A 17,552-nucleotide genomic window follows, 5' to 3' on the forward strand; every position below is an offset into this window, starting at 1 on the left:
GAACTCCTTGCTATCGGCGCAAAGATAGGATTGAGCGAGGCCCGAGCAAAGGGACGAGGTCGAAGATGCGCGAAGGCACGGTGCTGGTGACGGGTGGGGCAGGCTATATCGGCAGCCATGCCGTGCTGGCGCTGCTCGATGCCGGCTGGAAGGTCGTGGTGGTCGACAACCTCGTCACCGGCTTCGACTGGGCGGTCGATCCGCGTGCCGCGCTGGTGGTCGCCGACATTGCCGATGACGAGAAGGTGCGTGCCGCGATCCGCGCGCATGGCGTGATCGCGATCATGCATTTCGCCGGTTCCGTGGTGGTGCCGGAGAGCGTGACGGATCCGCTCAAATATTATCGCAACAACACTGCGGCCAGCCGCGCGCTGATCGAGAGCGCGGTGGCCGAGGGGGTGAAGCATTTCATCTTCTCCTCCACCGCCGCGACCTATGGCATTCCCGAGGTCGTGCCGGTGCGCGAGGACAGCCCCAAGCGGCCGATCAACCCCTATGGCATGTCCAAGCTGATGACCGAGATCATGCTGGGCGACGTCGCCGCGGCGCACCCGGTCAACTATGCGGCGCTGCGCTATTTCAACGTCGCGGGCGCCGATCCGCAGGGCCGCTCCGGCCAGTCGACCGCGGGGGCGACGCACCTGATCAAGGTCGCGGTCGAGGCGGCTACGGGCAAGCGCGGCCATGTCTCGGTCTTCGGCACCGATTTCGATACGCCCGACGGCACCGGCGTACGCGACTATATCCATGTCAGCGACCTGGCCGCCGCGCATGTCGATGCGCTCGACCTGCTGATCGCGCGACCGGGCGAGAGCCACATCCTCAACGCCGGCTATGGCCGCGGCTTCTCGGTGCTCCAGGTGCTCGATGCGGTCGACCGGGTCACCAATGTAACGATCGAACGCAGGCTGGAGGGGCGCCGCGCAGGCGATCCCGATGCGCTGATCGCGGACAATGGCGCGATCCTGGCAGCGCTGCCCTGGCGGCCGAAGCACGACGACCTGGAGGGCATCGTCAAGGACGCGCTCGCCTGGGAGCGCAAGCTGGCCGAGCGTCAGGGCTGAGGGCCGCGGCGGTCCAGCAGCGCCAGCTCGATCCGCCACCATAGCATCGCCCAGACGCCGCCGAACGCCCAGCCGGCGGCGACGTCGCTCGGCCAGTGCACGCCCAGATAGACGCGGCTGATTCCCACCGACAGGGTGAGGAGCAGCGCGACGGCGAGCACGAAGGCGCGGATGCGGCGATCGGGCAGTACCGGGAAGAGCAGGGTGGCGAGCGTGAGGTAGACGATCGCGCTCAGCGCGGCATGGCCGCTCGGGAAGCTCTTGGAGGTCTCCTCCATCAGCCGCCCGACCAGGTCGGGCCGCGAACGGCTGACGAGTGCCTTGATCGTCTCCACGGTGAGCGAGCCGAGCGCAGTGGCGCCGACGAGGAGGAGCGCGGTGCGCAGCCGGCCGGCGAGCCAGAGGAAGATCGCGCCGACCAGCACGAGGAAGCTCAGCACCGTAGTGCTGCCCAGCGCGGTCACGTCGCGCACCGCCGAGGGCAGCCAGGCGGGGCCGATCGGATGCCCGTCCGCCCGCATTGCCAGCATGATCGCACGGTCCACTGCCGCGCCGTCGCCCTCGACCAGTTCGTGCCCGAACCAGAGCAGCGCGAGGAGGAACAGCGCGAAGCCCGAAGCGGCAAGGACCGGCCAGGGCAGGCGGCGGGAAGTGGGCGGGGCTTCGGGGTCGGGGTGCATCGGGTCCGCCATAGCCAATCCTCCCCCGGAGAGGGAGGGGGAGGATTGGGCGCCGTCAGATCTGGATGCGCGCGGTCACGCGGATGTCGCGGCCCGGCAGGGGGGCATAGTCCTTCAGCACGCTCGCGGCCCGGCGGGCCTCGACGTCGAAGATGTTGTTCGCGGAGAGCTGCAGACTGGTGTTCGAGCCAGCGCCCCAGGGCTTCCACGAGATCGAGGCGTTGACGAAGGTGAAGCCGTTGGTGGGCGTCTCGAAGGCGGAGATGCGCGTCTGGTCGAACACATGCTCCACTTCGCCGCGAAGCGTGAAGCGGTCCGAGGTCGCCTCGATCCCGCCATTGATGCGCAGCGGCGGAATGCGCGGTGCCGGGCCGGTGCCGACGATCTCGGCATGGACATAATCGGCCAGCGCGGTGGTGTTGATCGTGAAGTCCTTCACCGTCGCGATGCGGAACGAGCCCTCGGCCTCGAAGCCGTAATAGCGGGCATTTGCCTGATTGTACTGGAACACCGGCAGGTCGTCCCGCGTCGCGCCGGTCGGCGTGTCGTAGATATAGCCGGTGAACCAGTTGTAATAGGCCGCGGTCGAGAAGGCGAAGCCGTCGCCCGAGCCCTTGAAGGTCGCCTCGACGCCCCAGCTCTTCTCGGTGCCGAAATTCGGGTTGCCGATCTCGAACGCCTGCGTCCCGGCGTGCGGGCCGTCGGCGAACAGCTCCTCCGGGGTCGGCGCCCGTTCGGCGCGCGAGACATTGATGCCGAAGCGCATGCCCTGGGCCACGGCATAGCTGGCGCCGAGCGAGGCGGAGAAGCTGTTGAAGGTGCGGTTATAGGCGGGGTTGCCGATATCGGCATCGGCCTGGGCATCGACGATGTTATGCTCGAAGCGCGCCGCCGCCTCGGCCTTGAACGGGCCCATGTCGAGCGACTGGAGCGTGAACAGGCCGAATTGCTGCGCCGAATTCTTGGGCAGGAACTTCTCGTCGCCGACCACATGCATGTCGCGCAGGCTGAACTGGCCGCCGATCATGCCTTCCCAGCCGCCGCGCGCGGTCTGGACCAGCTCGAGCCGGCCTTCATAGCCCTGATTGTAGAAGGTGGTGCCGATGGCGCCGTCCTCCGCGATCTCCGAATGCTTGTAGTCGGCCGCGGCCAGGCGCGTGCGGATCTGGCGGAAGATGCCGCCGCCGGTATCGACTTCGCCGCGGATGTCGACGCGGGTCTGCTGCGCATGGAGGCGCACCTGCTCCGCCTCGATCGACGGATCGAGCGAGTAGCGGATCGGCACGCCGTAGAAAGTGTCGAAATGGCTCACCGAGAAGCCGAGATTGTTGTTGCCGTCGATGATCGCGGCGCCGCCGGCCACGTCCCAGGTCTTGGCGGCGGTGTTGGGCACCTTGCCCTTGAGGTCGGCCAGGTCCTGGATCGCAGGATCGGCGCTCGCCGCCGCCTGGGCGCGGAGCGCGGGCGACAGGACATAGCCGCCGGTGCGCTGGTCGCCGGTCTGGGTGAAGCTGCCGTCCGCGTGGAGGACGATCTTGCTCGTCACCGGCACGTCCGCCGCGCCCGAGGCCGAGCGCTCGTCGGCGGCGCTGCCATAGCTGGCGATGCCGTCGAAATGGACCGTTTCCTGGGGCATGTGGCGCGGGATGCGGCTGTCGATCACGTTGACCACGCCGCCGATCGCCGAGGGGCCGAAGATCAGCGCGGTCGGTCCGCGCAGCACTTCGATGCGATCGGCGGTGAGCGGGTTGATGATCGGCGCGTGATCGGCCGAGGTGTTCGACACGTCGATGCTGCCGATGCCATCGGTGAGCAGCGGGGCGCGCGCGCCGATGAAGCCGCGCAGCACCGGCCGCGAGGCATTGGGGCCGAACGACGAGGCCGAGACGCCCGGCTGCTGTGCCAGCGTCTCGCCGATCGTCGGTCGCAGGTCGCGCGTCAGCTCCTCCTTGGCGAGGACGGCGGTGCCGCCCAGCACGTCGGCGGTGTTGCGGGCCCGGGTGCCGGTGACGACGATCTGGGCGCCCGGCTGGTCATGATCCTGCGGCGCCGTCGCGGCGCTGCCGGTGTCGCTCGCCGGCGCTGCGGCCACCGTGTCGCCCATATCGCTCTGGGCATGGGCGGGCAGGGCGAGCAGGGCGGCGGAACCGAGCAGCAACGGACGCAACATCGACGAATCTTCCCGAACCATGAAACTTGCCGCGCCGCGGTAATCGCGATGATATAAGGTATCAAGTTCTTTTGTCCCGCTTCCGGACCGACTGGCCGCCGCGGGCGCTTGCGGGCGACGCGGCGTCGCTCCGTCTGGGGATCGTTGCATTTGCGGAAACCTTGCGATGCCGCGCGCGCGACTAATCCGGCGCGTGCACCGCACCTAGATAGCGGCTCGTCGAACAGGAGAATTTGCAATGGCATATCTCGATAGCCGGGCCGCGCTGCTGGAAGGCATGGCCGGGGCCGTGCTGAGCCCGCTCGAATTGCGCACGCTCCAGCTTTCCCAGGCGGACGGCCGTGCCTCGTTGCGCGCGCCGCACCGGATCGAGCGGCTGGGGGCGATGCTGTTCGGTTCGCGCCGGCTATCCGGCCTTGCCAACCCGCGGCTCGAGGCGCTTCGTCGCTTCGCCATCCTGTACCGGCTCGAAGGCGCGGCGATCGATGCCGGCGAAGCCATGCGTGCCGAGGCTGCGGGCTTCTCCGCCGCGACGCTGGATCGGGTTCGCCGGATCGTCGACGGCTGGCCGCGCCGCGCCGGCCCGCTGCTGCGCGCCGCATCGTTGCTGGCGGGGTTGGCCCTTGCCGCGGCGGCGGGGGCCGCGGCCTATTTCTGGCTTGCCGACGAACTGGAGCCGGCGGTGGCCGCGATCCTGATCGGCGCCGGTGCAGTGACGCTCGCGCCGCTCTTCGCCGGCCGCCTTCGCGGCTGACCGTCATGGTATAGAACCATTATGCCAGTTCCGGTCCAGTAAATTGGTATTTAAACTGGCTTGCACATAGCGCGCCAGACTGGTAGCCCACCCACATCGGCCATCAGAGCCGGTTGGGAGGATCCGTTGCGACCCTGGGCGCTGTCGATGATCATGATTGCGGTTTCCGCCCTTCCGGCGGGCGCGCGGGACATGCTTGTCCATGATCAGCAGGAATATGCCGCCGCGGCGAAGCTGCTGGCGCCGGGCGACCGCATCGTGCTCGCCAATGGCGAGTGGCGCGATTTCGCGGTGCGCTTCTCGGCCACGGGCCAGGCGGACAAGCCGATCACGCTGACGGCGGAGACGCCGGGCAAGGTGATCCTCACCGGTCGGTCGAGCTTGCGCATGGCGGGCAACTGGCTGGTCGTGTCCGATCTCGTCTTCAGGGACGGCCATGGCGGCGACGAGGAACTGATCGCCTTTCGCGACGGGGCGAAGCGCTGGGCGGAGAATTCGCGGCTGACCGGCGTGGTGGTCGACGGCTATGGCCCGCCCGACGCTGCCAGGACCGATCACTGGGTGTCGCTCTATGGGCGGAACAACCGAGTCGACCATTCGCATTTCGCCGGCAAGGCGCATGGCGGGGCGATGCTCGTCGTGGTGCGCGCGGCGAACCTGCCGCTCGAGAACCATCACCGCATCGATCACAATTATTTCGGCCCCCGTCCGCCACTCGGCGAGAATGGGGGCGAGACCATCCGTATCGGCACCAGCCAGGAATCGCAGAGCGATTCATTCACGGTGGTCGAGGACAATTTCTTCGAGCGCTGCGATGGCGAAGCCGAGATCGTCTCCATCAAGTCGGGCGCGAACATCCTGCGTCGCAACACCGTGGTCGAGAGCCAGGGCGCGTTCGTGATGCGCCATGGGCACGGCAACCGGATCGAGGACAATGTCTTCTTCGGCAATGGCGTGAAGCGCACCGGCGGCATCCGCGTGATCAACCGCCGCCAGATCGTGCGGAACAACTATCTGGAGGGGTTGGCCGGCGAAGGGCCGTATAGCGCGATCTCGCTGATGAACGGCGTGCCCAATTCGCCGCTCAACCGCTATGCCCAGGTCGAGGATGCGCTGATCGCGCGCAACAGCATGATCGACGCGGCGGCGGTGACGCTGGGCAACGGCGCGAACGAGGAGCTGTCGCTGCCGCCGATCTCGACCCGGTTCGTAGACAATCTCTTCGTCAACGCGAAGCGCGGCGATCCCTTCGTCGTCAAGGCGGACATCGCCGGAATCGCATTCGCCGGCAACGTGATGTCCGTGCCCGGCCCCGCCGCCTTGCCCATGGCGATGGCTCGCCGGACGGTGACGCTCGCGCGCGCGGCCAATGGCCTGCTCTATCCGACCGATCCGGCACTGGCGAAACTCGGTGTCGATCGCACGCTCAAGCCCATCGCGCGCGAGGAGACGGGTGTCTCCTGGTACGCCAAGCCTGCGGCCTCGCCGCTTCCGGGAAGCCATTGATGACTCGTTTCGCGTTTCTCCTCGCCGGCACCTGTCTGCTCGGCGCGCCCGCCATTGCGCAGACCGTGCCGGGTGCGCAGCCCACGCTGTTTCGCGCTTCCGAGATGGCGGCCGCCGCGACGGAGGCCACAGCCTATCCGCTGTTCGCCGCCGAGCTGAAGCGCGTCCGCCGCGAAGTCGACAAGGCGATCAAGGCCGGCGTGGTGGTGCCCCAGCCCAGGGATCCCGGCGGCGGCTACACGCACGAGCAGCACAAGCGGAACTATACCGCCATCTATGGCGCGGGGCTCCTGTTCCGCATCACCGGCGAGCAGCGCTATGCCGATTTCGCCAAGGCCGAACTGCTCGAATATGCCAGGCTCTACCCGACGCTCGGCAACCATCCGGCGGCGAGCGACCAGCGGCCGGGCCGGCTCTTCTGGCAGAGCCTCAACGACGCGGTATGGGCGGTCTATGCGGTGCAGGGCTATGACGCGATCCGCGATACGCTGAGCGCCGACGACCGCGCGACGATCGATGACAAGGTGTTCCGCCCGATGGCGACCTTCCTCTCGGCCGGCCAGGCCGAGGAGTTCGACCAGATCCACAACCATGCCACCTGGGCCTGCGCCGCGGTGGGCATGATCGGCTACACGCTGCGCGACGCGGGTTTCGTCGAGGTGGCGCTGAAGGGGCTGAAGCGCGACGGCAAGTTCGGCTTCCTGGCGCAGATCGACCAGCTTTTCTCGCCCGACGGCTATTATGTCGAAGGGCCCTATTACCAGCGCTATGCGATGCTGCCCTTCGTGCTGTTCGCGCGCTTCATCGCGGCGAACCAGCCCGAACTGAAGATCTTCCAGCACCGCGACGGCGTGCTGCTGAAGGCGATCCGGACTTCGATCCAGACGACCTATGACGGGTATTTCTTCCCGTTCAACGACGCGATGCCGGACAAGAGCCTGAAGACCGACGAGCTCTATCAATCGGTGGCGATCGGCTATGAGGCGACCAGGGATCCGGCGCTGCTCTCGATCGCCAAATGGCAGGGGCGCACCGTGCTGACGCCCGACGGCCTGATGGTGGCGCGCGACCTGGCGGCGGGCAAGGCCCAGCCCTTCCCCTTCGCCTCGCAGTTCCTGCGCGATGGGCCCAGGGGCGACATGGGCGGCCTCGCCATCATGCGTTCGGGGCCCGCCGACACCGACCAGGTGCTCGTCGCCAAGAACAGCGCGATGGGCATGGGGCATGGCCATTTCGACAAGCTGCACTGGATTCTCTACGACAATGGCCATGCAATCGTGACCGATTACGGCGCGGCACGCTTCCTCAATGTCGAGAGCAAGGACGGCGGGCGCTACCTCAAGGAAAATGAGAGCTGGGCGAAGCAGACCGTCGCGCACAACACGCTCGTCGTGAACGAGACCAGCAATTTCGGCGGCAAGTGGAGGGTCGGCGACAAGCTCGCGCCGAAGCAGCTGTTCTGGGCAAGCACGCCGCAGGCGACGGTGAGCACCGCCGAGATGACCGATGCCTATCCCGGGGTGCGCTATCGCCGTACGCTGGTCCAGCTGCCGGTGGACGGCATCGAGAGCCCGATGATCGTCGACCTGCTCGACGTGACCGGCGACAAGCCGGCCACCTATGACCTGCCGCTCCACTATGCCGGCCAGATCACCGCGATCGGCTTCCCGCTCCAGTCGAACGCCGCGGAGCGGCCGGTGCTCGGCAAGGCGAACGGCTATCAGCACATCTGGGTCGACGCGACCGGCGCGCCGGGGCCGGAGAATGGCGCGGTTACCTGGATCAACGACAACCGCTTCTATACCTACCGCATGATCGCGCCGGCCGGCGCCAGCGTCATCCTGGGCGAGAGCGGGGCGAACGATCCCAGGTTCAACCTGCGCCGCGAGCCGCTGCTGATCGAGCGGGTGAGCGGGGCGGCCAGCGCCCGGTTCGTCAACCTGCTCGAGCCGCACGGCAACTACGACGCGGGAGAAGAGAAGACGACCGCGAGCAACAGCCGCGTGAAGGGTTTCACCCATGTCCGTACCGGGGATGCGGACGTGATCACGATCAAGCTCGCCGACGGCCGCGGCGTCACGCTCGCCATCGCCTTCTCGGCCGATGCCGGCGCCGTCCACTCGGCGACGGTCGACGGCAGGAAGCTCGACTGGAAGGGCCATTTCTCCCGGTTCGACACGGGCAAGGGGAACTGAGCCGTGGCCAAGGTCAAGGGCCTGCGCTGGCTCGTCATCGGCCTGATCGGGCTGGTCACGGTGATCAACTATATCGACCGCAATGCGCTTGCCGTGATGTGGCCGGCAGTTTCCAGGGACATCGGCGCGGGCAAGGCGGACTATGCGCTGCTCGTGACCATGTTCATGATCGCCTATGCCGCGGGTCAGTCGCTGTTCGGCAAGCTGCTCGACCGGATCGGGACGCGGATCGGCTTCGTCATCGCGATCGCCGTCTGGTCGGTGTCGATCGGCGCACATGCCCTGGTCCGCTCGCTGGGAGCGCTGCTCTGCCTGCGCGTCACGCTCGGCGTGTCGGAGGCGGGCAATTGGCCGGGCGCGGTCAAGGCCAATGCCTTGTGGTTCCCGCCGCAGGAGCGCGCCTTCGCCCAAGGCATCTTCAATGCAGGTGCCGCGATCGGCGCGATCATCGCCGCACCGGCGGTTGCCGCGCTCTACGGTGCGTTCGGCTGGCGGGCGACCTTCGTGCTGGTCGGCGTGCTCGGCCTTGTCTGGCTGGTCCCCTGGCTGTTCGTCTATCGCGCCGATCCCGATCGCCATCCCTGGCTGAGCGATGAAGAGCGCACCCATATCGCTGCGCGTCCCGCAACGGCGGAGGCCCCGGAAGGCGCGGCGCCGGCGCCCGGGATGCTGGCGTTGCTGCGCTATCGCCAGAGCTGGGCGATCCTGCTCGGGCGCTTCTTCCTCGATCCGGTCTGGTGGCTGTTCGTCTCCTGGCTGCCGATCTACCTGGCCGAGACCTTCGGTTTCGACGTGAAGCAGATCGGCATGTTCGGCTGGGTGCCGTTCGTCGGCGCGATGCTGGGCAGTCTCCTCGGCGGCTGGTTCTCCGGCGTGCTGATCGCCCGGGGCTGGAGCGCGCTGGCGGCGCGCAAGCTCGCCATCGCCATCGGCTGCGCGATCATGCTGCCGGCGCTGCTGCTCACTGCCCAGGCCTCCACCCCGCTGGCGGCGGTGCTGCTGATCGCGGTGATCCTGTTCGGCTTCCAGGTGGCGATCAACAACATCCAGACCATGCCGGGCGACTATTTCGCCGGCGGCGCGGTCGGCAGTCTTGCCGGCATCAGCGGCACCGCCGCCGTGGCCGGCACGCTGATCACGACCTGGCTGGTGCCGGTGATGACTGCCCAGGGCTATGCGCCGATCTTCGCGCTGGCCGCGGCGATCGTGCCGCTCGCGCTTCTCGCCATTCTGATCCTCGGGCGCGGCGTGCCGCGCATCGCGGACGCAACTCTCCAGACCAAGCAGGACTCAGCATGAAATTGAAGGACAAGGTCGCCATCGTAACCGGCGGCGGGCGTGATATCGGCAAGTCGGTTTCGTTGCAGCTGGCGGCGGAAGGCGCCAGGGTCGCGGTCAACTATCGCAGCGACGCCGAGGCCGCGCAGGCGACCGTGGCCGAGATCGAGGCGGCCGGTGGCACCGCGATCCTGGTACAGGCCGATGTGACCAGGCCCGAAGACGTGTCGAGGCTGGTGGCGGAGACCGTTGCGGCATTCGGCCAGCGTGTCGACGTGCTGGTGAACGTCGCCGGCGGCATGGTCGCCCGCAAGACGCTGGCCGACATGGACGAGGCGTTCTTCGACCAGGTCATGGAGCTGAACCTGAAGTCGGCCTTCCTCGTCACCAAGGCCGTGCTGCCGCACCTGGGCGAGGGCAGTGCGATCGTGAATCTCTCCTCGCTCGCCGGCCGCGACGGCGGCGGGCCGGGCGCTGCGATCTACGCGACTGCCAAGGGCGCGCTGATGACCTTCACGCGCAGCCTGGCCAAGGAACTGGGCCCGCAGGGCATCCGCGTCAATGCGCTGTGCCCGGGGCTGATCGGCACCAGCTTCCACGACATCTTCTCCAGGCCCGAGGGCCGCAGGGCGGTGGCCGGCAACACGCCGCTGCGCCGCGAAGGGCATCCGGACGAAGTGGCCTCGGCCGTGGTCTTCCTCGCCTCGAACGACGCGTCGTTCCTGACCGGAGTGAACATGGACATCAATGGCGGGCTCGGCTTCTCCTGATCGGGGGAGGAAGCGCCGCAACCGGGAGGATGGGGAATGTTGAAGACGGCAATCATGCTGGCCGCGCTGGCGGCGCTGCCGGGGGCGGCCTTCGCCCAGGCTGCGGAGGCCCAGCCTCCGCTCGAGAAGCGGGAGAAGCGCGTCGATGCGCCGCCGATCTCCGCCTACAAGATCATCCTGGTCGGCGATTCCACCATGGCGCCCGGCAGCGGCTGGGCGTCCGCGTTCTGCGCCTATCACGTCAAGTCGAACGTCGCGTGCCTCAACCTGGGCCGCGGCGGCCGCTCGACCCGCAGCTACCGCGCCGAAGGCTCATGGGAGATCGCGATGAGCGAGGCGCGGGCGGCGGGCTATGCGCGGAAATATGTCCTCATCCAGTTCGCGCATAACGACCAGTCGACCAAGGCCGAGCGCTGGACCGACCTCGCCGACGAATTCCCGTCGAACCTCAAGCAGATGGTGCTCGACGTGCGTGCCGCGGGCGCGGTGCCGGTACTGGTTACGCCGCTGTCGCGCCGCGAATTCCGGGGCGGCCGGCTCGACAACACGCTGGCTGGCTGGGCCGATGCCGTCCGCAAGGTCGCGCTCGAGAACAAGGTGCCGCTCGTCGATCTCAACCGCGACAGCGCCAGGGCCGTCGAGCAGCTCGGCGCGGTCGAATCGATGAAGCTGGCGATGGCCGATCCGCTTGCCGAGGAAGTGGCCGCGGCCAGGGCCGGCACCACGCTGCGCCCGCGCCCGGCGCCCGAGGCGCCGCCGTCCTCGACACTGCCCAAGACCGGCCCGCGCGGCCGGATCGCCGCCAAGTTCGACTATACCCATGTCGGCGAGGCAGGCGCCAAGGTGTTCGCCAGGATCGTCGCGTACGACCTCGCCGTCGCCATTCCCGAATTGAGCAGCCAGCTGCTCCCCTGAGCTCCGTCCCTGGGGCGCGGTTCGACTCCCTCGGCCGCGCCCCTCTTTTTCCCCGGACGCGCCTGTCCTATCGGGCTGGCCATGCACCTCACCCCCGACATCCTCGCCTTCCTCGTCACCATGGCGCTGCTCGCCGGCACGATCGACGCGATGGCGGGCGGCGGCGGGCTGATCTCGCTGCCGGCGCTGATGGCGGCGGGCATCCCGCCCGTCTCGGCGATCGCGACCAACAAGCTGGCCAGCGCCTGCGGCACCGGATCGGCGCTGTTCACCTATGCCCGTGCCGGCCATGTCGATTTCCGCCGCTTCGCCTTGCCCGCCTGCGGCGCCTTTGCCGGCGCGGCGGCGGGGGCGACGACGCTGCAGTTCATGAACCCGTCGTTCCTCACTGCCTTCGTCCCGATCCTGCTGATCCTGATGGGGCTTTATTTCCTGCTCGCCCCGAAGATGAGCGAGGCCGATCGCCACGCCCGGATCGGGCCGACGGGGCTCACGCTGATCGTCACCGGCATCGGTTTCTATGACGGGTTCTTCGGGCCGGGCACGGGCTCGTTCTTCACCACCGTACTGGTCGCGCTGGCCGGGCTGGGGCTGGTCCGCGCGATCGGCAACACCAAGTTCCTCAACCTCTCGACCAATCTTGCCGGGCTGCTCGCGATGATCGCGGGCGGCAAGCTGCTCTGGGGGCTCGGCATCGCGATGGCATTGGCGAACATGGCCGGCAACCAGATCGGCGCGCGGCTGGCGATCCGCTATGGCGGGCGCGGGGTGCGGCCGCTGCTCGTGCTGCTTTCGGCGGCGCTGACCGTGAAGCTGCTGGCCGATCCGGCGAACCCGATCTGGCGGTGGTTCTAGCTTCCGAAGCGCGGTCAGCGCCTCACGTCCGCGCCTTCGCCCGAGAAGCCTGACACCTCTGCGCGCGAGAACAGCGCCATGTCGCCCGGCACGCTGTGCTTGAGGCAGGCCAGCGCCAGCCCCAGCTCGGCGGCCCGCGGTGCCGAAACGCCTTCGAGCAGCCCATGCAGCACCCCCGCGGCGAAGGCGTCGCCGCCGCCGATGCGGTCGACGATGCCGGGTATCGTCACTTCGCGCGTCTGGAAGCCGGCATCGGCCGTGTCGATGCGGGCGGCGAGGCGGTGGCAGTCGCCGGTCTCGACCTGGCGGGCAGTGGAGGCGATCCATTCGAGATTCGGGAAGGCCGCGAACCCGGCCAGCGCAGCCTCGCGCCGGCGCGCCGCGCCATCGCCCGAAAAGGGCCGGTCGAGCAGCAGCGTCATGTCGCGGTGATTGGCGAAGAACAGGTCGGCCCGGCGGACCAGGCCGGTGAGGATGGCGCGTGGCTCGCCGTCCCAATTCTCCCACAGGCGTGCGCGATAATTGCCGTCGAACGACACGCGCATGCCGGCGGCCCGAGCGGCGGCCATTGCCGCGCCGGTGGCCGCGGCGAGAGCGGGGCCGAGCGCGGGCGTGATGCCCGAGACGTGGAGCCATTCGGCGCCCGCGAACGCCGCGGACCAGTCGAATGCCGACCAGTCATGCGCCGCAAACGCGCTGCCGGCGCGGTCGTAGAGAATCTCGGAGGGGCGCAGCGATCCGCCGGGGCTGAGGAAGTACAGGCCCTGGCGGCCGGGCGCGCGGAAGCTGGGAGCCAGATCCACCCCCGCGGCCGCGAGCGCACGCCAGGCGCCGTCGCCAAGACCGCCATGCGGAATCGCCGAGACCAGCGCCGTGCGGTGCCCGAGCGCGGCCAGCGCGGCGACGACATTGGCCTCCGCCCCGCCGACATGAAGGTCGAAGCCGTGCGCCTGGGGCAGCTGGACCCGGCCCCGTGTCGCAAGCCGGGTGAGCACTTCGCCGAAGCCGATGACTCGCGCTGGTCCGTCCCTGGTCGATCCGGTTGCCATCCAATCCTCCTATCCCGTTCCGCGATGCCGCACTAAGCGGATTGGATAATTGGTATCAAGATAACATTGACATCATTCGCACCACAGGTTCATAGAATTGGTATAAGAATACAATCGGGGAGGATTCGAATGGCTATGGTCTCGATCCGGGCGTGCGTGCGCGCGCGCGCGCTGTTGCTGGCGGGCGTATCGATCGCCACGGCACTGGCGGCGGTGCCGGCGCAGGCCCAGGACGGCGCGCCCGCCCCGGCGGGCACGCCCGAGACGGAGCAGAGCCGGGAAGATCGGATCGTCGTCACCGGCATCCGCGAGACGATCCAGACTTCGATCCAGTCCAAGCGCGATTCGGACGCGATCGTCGATGCGGTGTCGTCGAAGGAGATCGGCGAGCTGCCCGGCCAGTCGGTCGGCGAAGTGATCGCGACGATTACCGGCGCTTCGATCGACCGTGCCAATTACGGTCCCACCGAAGTCTCGATCCGCGGCCTCGGCTCGGGCCTGAGCATGACGACGCTGAACCGGCGCGAGGCGACCAACGGCTCGGGCGACCGGGCAGTGAATTTCGGCCAGTTCCCGTCCGAGCTGTTCAACGCGATCAAGATCTACAAGACGCAGCAGGCGGACCTGATCGAGGGCGGCGTGGCCGGCCTGATCGAGCTCGAGACGCGCAAGCCGCTCGACCACAAGCGCCGCCAGATCCAGGCCGAGATCAAGGGCAACCTCAATCCCTATCAGGACCGGATCGCCGGCCGGAGCCCCTATGGCTACCGCGCGACGGCAAGCTATATCGACCAGTTCGATATCGGCGCGCTGGGCAGGCTCGGCATCTCGATCGGCTATCAGCGCAACGACGTGAACGATCCGGTCGAGCGCTTCTATACCAGTACGACCTGGTTCACCTGCAACGCCGCCCTGGTCTCTACCACCAACTGCACCGAAGTGACGCGCCAGCAGGGCAATGCAGGCACGCCCTATTATCATGCCTCCAACTCGTACCTCTATCGTCAGATGATCACGTCGGACCTGCGCAACGCAGTGTTCGGTGCGGTACAATGGCAGCCGAGCCCGACGATCGACGTCAATCTCGACCTGCAATATTCGCGGCGCCAATATAGCGAGCAGCGCAACGATTTCGGCACCGCCGAGGGGCGCTACAACCTTCACAACGTCGTGGTCGGCGACAACCACCAGATGCTTTCGGCCGACGGTTCGGCGACGATGCAGACGGTGTCGGGCCTGTTCCGGCGCGACGAGAAATATCTGGGCTTTGGCGGCAATGTGGAATGGAAGCCGGCGGATCGGCTCACCGTGACCGCCGATTTCGGCTATTCGCACACGACGCGGCTCGACATCACCCGCCAGGTCCGCCTGCGCACCGATCCGTTCGACATCTATGGCGTGCGCACGCCGATCAACAACCAGCGCATCCCCTATCATGTCGACTTCACGCAGAGTTTCCTGCCGGCCTTCACCTATGATCCGCGCTTCGATCCGACCGACCATGACGTGTTCAGCGACGATGCCCGGCTGACCCGCTCGCAGGACGGCCGCGACGACGAGATCCATTCGGCCCGGCTCGATGCGAGCTACAAGCTCGACGGCTTCCTCGAGCGGATCGATATCGGCGGGCGCTGGGCCAAGCGGAAATTCTTCGGCTACAGCAACGACGTGAACATCGACCAGAACGACCTGGCGGTGGATCGTCGAGTGAATCTGGCCTGCCGCACGCCCTTTCCCGAGCGCAACTTCTTCGCCGACGCGCCGAGCCGGGGGATCGCCGGCTACGCCACCTTCGACGTGCTCTGCCAGTTCCGCAACTATCTGGGCACCGAGGATCCGGGCAACAGCGGCGACCTGCGCGCCGTGGAGAATTCGGACGTCACCGAAGAGACCTGGGCCGGCTATGCGATGGCGACCTATTCGGGGCGGTTCGCGGGCATTCCGGTGCGCGGCAATTTCGGCGTGCGCGGCGTGCACACGCAAGTGACCGCCCGGGGCCTGCGCTCGGGGCTCGACGTGATCAACAACAGCGACGGCACCATCTCGCTGCGCGCCAATGGCAGCTTCACCGATACCAGGATCGCCGCAGGCACGATGCGCTGGCTGCCCAGCGTCAACGCGATCTTCGACGTGGCGCCCCGGATGCGGGTGCGCGCGGGCGTCTATCGCGCCATGTCGCGCCCCGCGCCGAGCGCATTGGGCGCCGGCCGCACCATCACGCTCGAGGTGGGCAACGGCTTCACTTCGGTCACCGACGCGATCAACTCGATCATCGCCACCGGCAGTCCGCGGCTGAAGCCGACCATGTCGTGGAACGGCGACCTGGCGTTCGAATATTATGCCAACAAGGACACGCTGTTCGCCGCGACCGCCTATTACAAGCGCTTCAGCGGCGGGAAGATCCCGATCACCACCGACGAGAATTTCACGATCGGCGGCCAGGACTATGCCGTGCCGGTCACCCAGACGGCAAACAGCAACGACAAGGCCGATCTCTACGGGCTGGAGATCACTGCCTCGAACCGGTTCAGCTGGCTGCCGCATCCGCTCGACGGGCTGGGCGTGAAGCTGAGCTACAATTACGCCTGGTCGAACTACAAGACCCAGGACATCCGCTACGGCGACGTGGTGGACAGCGGGACGGGCAACCTGATCCCCGGACTGATCCCGCCGGCGGGGCTGAGCGGCTATTCGAAGCACGTCTTCTCGGCCCAGGCCTTTTACGAGATCGGGCCGATCTCGCTCCAGGGCATCTATCGCTATCGCTCGCGCTATTATCAGGCGTTCACCAGCGACAATACCCAGCTGCGCTATGTCGAGGGCAACAACACCTTCGATGCCAATCTGAGCTACAGGATCAGCAAGATTGCCGATATCCGTTTCCAGGCGCTCAACCTCTTCAACGCGCCGCGCGTCGAGTACATGCCGGTGGTCGGCAGCACCCGGAACGTCGAATATTACGGGCCGCAATATTTCCTGAGCTTCCGCGTCCGCCTGCGCTGATCTGGGCGAGTGCGGCGGTGCGGACCAATTGCCTATTCCAAATGCTGCCGGTCTGGGGCATTGCTGGGAGATAGACCAAGCTGATCGAGGATCCACATGGCTGAACGCCGTCTCTTCCAGGATATCGCCGAGCGTATCGCGGCGATGATCGCGGAGGGCACTTTCCCTCCCGGCTCGCGCTTGCCCGGCGAGCGCGAGATGGCGGAGCGGCTGGGGGTGAGCCGCGTCACGATCCGCGAGGCGGAGATCGCGCTGCAGGCCCAGGGGCTGGTGCGGATCAAGACCGGCTCGGGCGTCTATGTCTGCGATCGGGGCGAGCAGGGCATGGGCGCGCTGCCGGCGGTGAGCGCATTCGAACTGACCGAGGCGCGCTCGCTGTTCGAATCGGAAGCGGCCGCGCTGGCCGCGCCGACGATCAGCGACGAGCAGATCCAGGTGCTGGAATCGCTGGTGGCCGCGATGGACGAGGCGGAGGAGGGCAGCGCCGCCGCGACCGAGGCGGACCGCGCCTTCCACCTCACCATAGCCAGCGCCTCGGGCAACCAGGCGATCATGTTCGTGATCAACAGCCTGTGGCGGATGCGCACCGAGATTCCCGAGATCTGCGCGCTTCACGCCTCGGTCTGCGGCAAGGACGAGGACAGCCGCCACGACGAGCACGCCGCCGTGCTCGAGGCGCTGAAGAAGCGCGATTCGGCGGCGGCGCGCACGGCGATGCGCAAGCATTTCAGCCGCCTGCTCGAAGCGATGCTGAAGGCCTCGGAAGAGCGCGAGATCCTGGAGCTCCGCCGCAAGGCCGAGGCCAGCCGCAACCGCTTCCTGATCAGCGCACAGTTGAGCTGAGCCGCGCGCCGCGGCGCGTTTCCCGAGCTCCCGGATCGTGTCGCACGGGCCGTGGTGCGATGTCGCGCGCCCTTGTCCCGGAGTTGGCCTGACCAGTCCCTTGACTTCCGTGCAAAACTACGCCCTATTGGTATGACACCGGTAACCAAAACCATCTGACAGACAAGCGCCGGTACAGGGAGAGGTTGGGATGCTGAAACACGCGAAGGACAATCGCCCGGGACCCTAGCGGGCGGCCGCCATATCGGGGCGGCTTCGGGCAAATGCTTCGGACAATCGGAATCGGCTGGGGAGTGACTGGCCTGACCACACGCGGCCCTGTGCTCTGTGGGGTTCGTGCATGCGGCTGCAAGTGCCGTTGCGCGTCGCCCATGTGCGACCGCGTGGTCGCCAATGCCGGTGCACACCAATGTCACGTCATGATGTCCGTTCTATAACCGGACCAATATCATTATCCTGGACTAACCATT

At 67.4% G+C, this 17,552-nt stretch carries 13 protein-coding genes; 10 read left to right on the forward strand and 3 right to left on the reverse strand.

Annotation, left to right across the window (positions count from 1 at the left end; translation table 11 throughout):
- The first annotated feature begins 65 nt into the window (after positions 1–65).
- A complete protein-coding gene (gene galE, locus BGP17_RS15850; RefSeq protein WP_167299617.1) occupies positions 66–1,064 on the forward strand; it encodes a UDP-glucose 4-epimerase GalE in 999 nt (332 codons plus the stop codon).
- Here the strand turns inward: galE and BGP17_RS15855 are convergent.
- Both BGP17_RS15855 and BGP17_RS15860 read right to left on the reverse strand, forming a co-directional pair.
- Complete coding sequence (locus BGP17_RS15855; protein WP_286712633.1) at positions 1,055–1,756, reverse strand: phosphatase PAP2 family protein; 702 nt, start codon at positions 1,754–1,756, stop codon at positions 1,055–1,057. The two genes, galE and BGP17_RS15855, sit on opposite strands and share 10 nt — an antisense overlap.
- 43 nt (positions 1,757–1,799) lie before the next feature.
- Positions 1,800–3,914, reverse strand: a complete 2,115-nt coding sequence (locus BGP17_RS15860) for a TonB-dependent receptor (protein WP_286712634.1) — start codon at positions 3,912–3,914, stop codon at positions 1,800–1,802.
- Positions 3,915–4,152: 238 nt separating this feature from the next.
- Between BGP17_RS15860 and BGP17_RS15865 the strand changes: the two genes are divergently transcribed.
- From BGP17_RS15865 to BGP17_RS15895, 7 genes are all read left to right on the forward strand, one after another.
- Positions 4,153–4,668, forward strand: a complete 516-nt coding sequence (locus BGP17_RS15865; protein WP_286712635.1) for a hypothetical protein — start codon at positions 4,153–4,155, stop codon at positions 4,666–4,668.
- Between the two features lie 147 nt (positions 4,669–4,815).
- Positions 4,816–6,174, forward strand: coding sequence for a polysaccharide lyase 6 family protein (locus BGP17_RS15870; RefSeq protein ID WP_286712636.1), 1,359 nt, complete (start codon positions 4,816–4,818; stop codon positions 6,172–6,174).
- Positions 6,174–8,369: an alginate lyase family protein gene (locus BGP17_RS15875; RefSeq protein ID WP_286712637.1), complete on the forward strand. Its 2,196-nt coding sequence runs from the start codon at positions 6,174–6,176 to the stop codon at positions 8,367–8,369. Before BGP17_RS15870 ends, BGP17_RS15875 begins: the two co-directional genes overlap by 1 nt.
- Before the next feature lie 3 nt (positions 8,370–8,372).
- Entirely contained in the window at positions 8,373–9,668 is a 1,296-nt protein-coding gene (locus BGP17_RS15880) for an MFS transporter (RefSeq protein WP_286712638.1), read from the forward strand.
- On the forward strand, positions 9,665–10,417 hold the full coding sequence (locus BGP17_RS15885) for an SDR family NAD(P)-dependent oxidoreductase (RefSeq protein WP_167299610.1): 753 nt from the start codon (positions 9,665–9,667) through the stop codon (positions 10,415–10,417). The genes BGP17_RS15880 and BGP17_RS15885 overlap by 4 nt, the downstream gene beginning before the upstream one ends.
- A gap of 36 nt (positions 10,418–10,453) precedes the next feature.
- Complete coding sequence (locus tag BGP17_RS15890) at positions 10,454–11,332, forward strand: rhamnogalacturonan acetylesterase (RefSeq protein ID WP_286712639.1); 879 nt, start codon at positions 10,454–10,456, stop codon at positions 11,330–11,332.
- Positions 11,333–11,413: 81 nt separating this feature from the next.
- A complete protein-coding gene (locus tag BGP17_RS15895) occupies positions 11,414–12,187 on the forward strand; it encodes a TSUP family transporter (protein ID WP_286712640.1) in 774 nt (257 codons plus the stop codon).
- 14 nt (positions 12,188–12,201) lie between these two features.
- On the opposite strand, the gene BGP17_RS15900 is transcribed toward BGP17_RS15895, so the two are convergent.
- A complete protein-coding gene (locus BGP17_RS15900; RefSeq protein WP_286712641.1) occupies positions 12,202–13,236 on the reverse strand; it encodes a sugar kinase in 1,035 nt (344 codons plus the stop codon).
- Positions 13,237–13,365: 129 nt separating this feature from the next.
- Here BGP17_RS15900 and BGP17_RS15905 point away from each other — a divergent pair, with 129 nt between their 5' ends.
- Together BGP17_RS15905 and BGP17_RS15910 are read left to right on the forward strand one after the other, a co-directional pair.
- Positions 13,366–16,239 (forward strand): TonB-dependent receptor, encoded by a 2,874-nt coding sequence (locus BGP17_RS15905; RefSeq protein WP_286712642.1) that lies wholly within the window; start codon positions 13,366–13,368, stop codon positions 16,237–16,239.
- Between the two features lie 96 nt (positions 16,240–16,335).
- The gene (locus tag BGP17_RS15910; protein ID WP_286712643.1) at positions 16,336–17,082 is read left to right on the forward strand and encodes a FadR/GntR family transcriptional regulator; all 747 of its coding nucleotides are present in this window, start codon (positions 16,336–16,338) and stop codon (positions 17,080–17,082) included.
- Positions 17,083–17,552: the final 470 nt, after the last annotated feature.

The sequence above is a fragment of the Sphingomonas sp. 67-41 genome (genome assembly GCF_001899725.1).
GTDB lineage: Bacteria > Pseudomonadota > Alphaproteobacteria > Sphingomonadales > Sphingomonadaceae > Sphingomonas > Sphingomonas leidyi.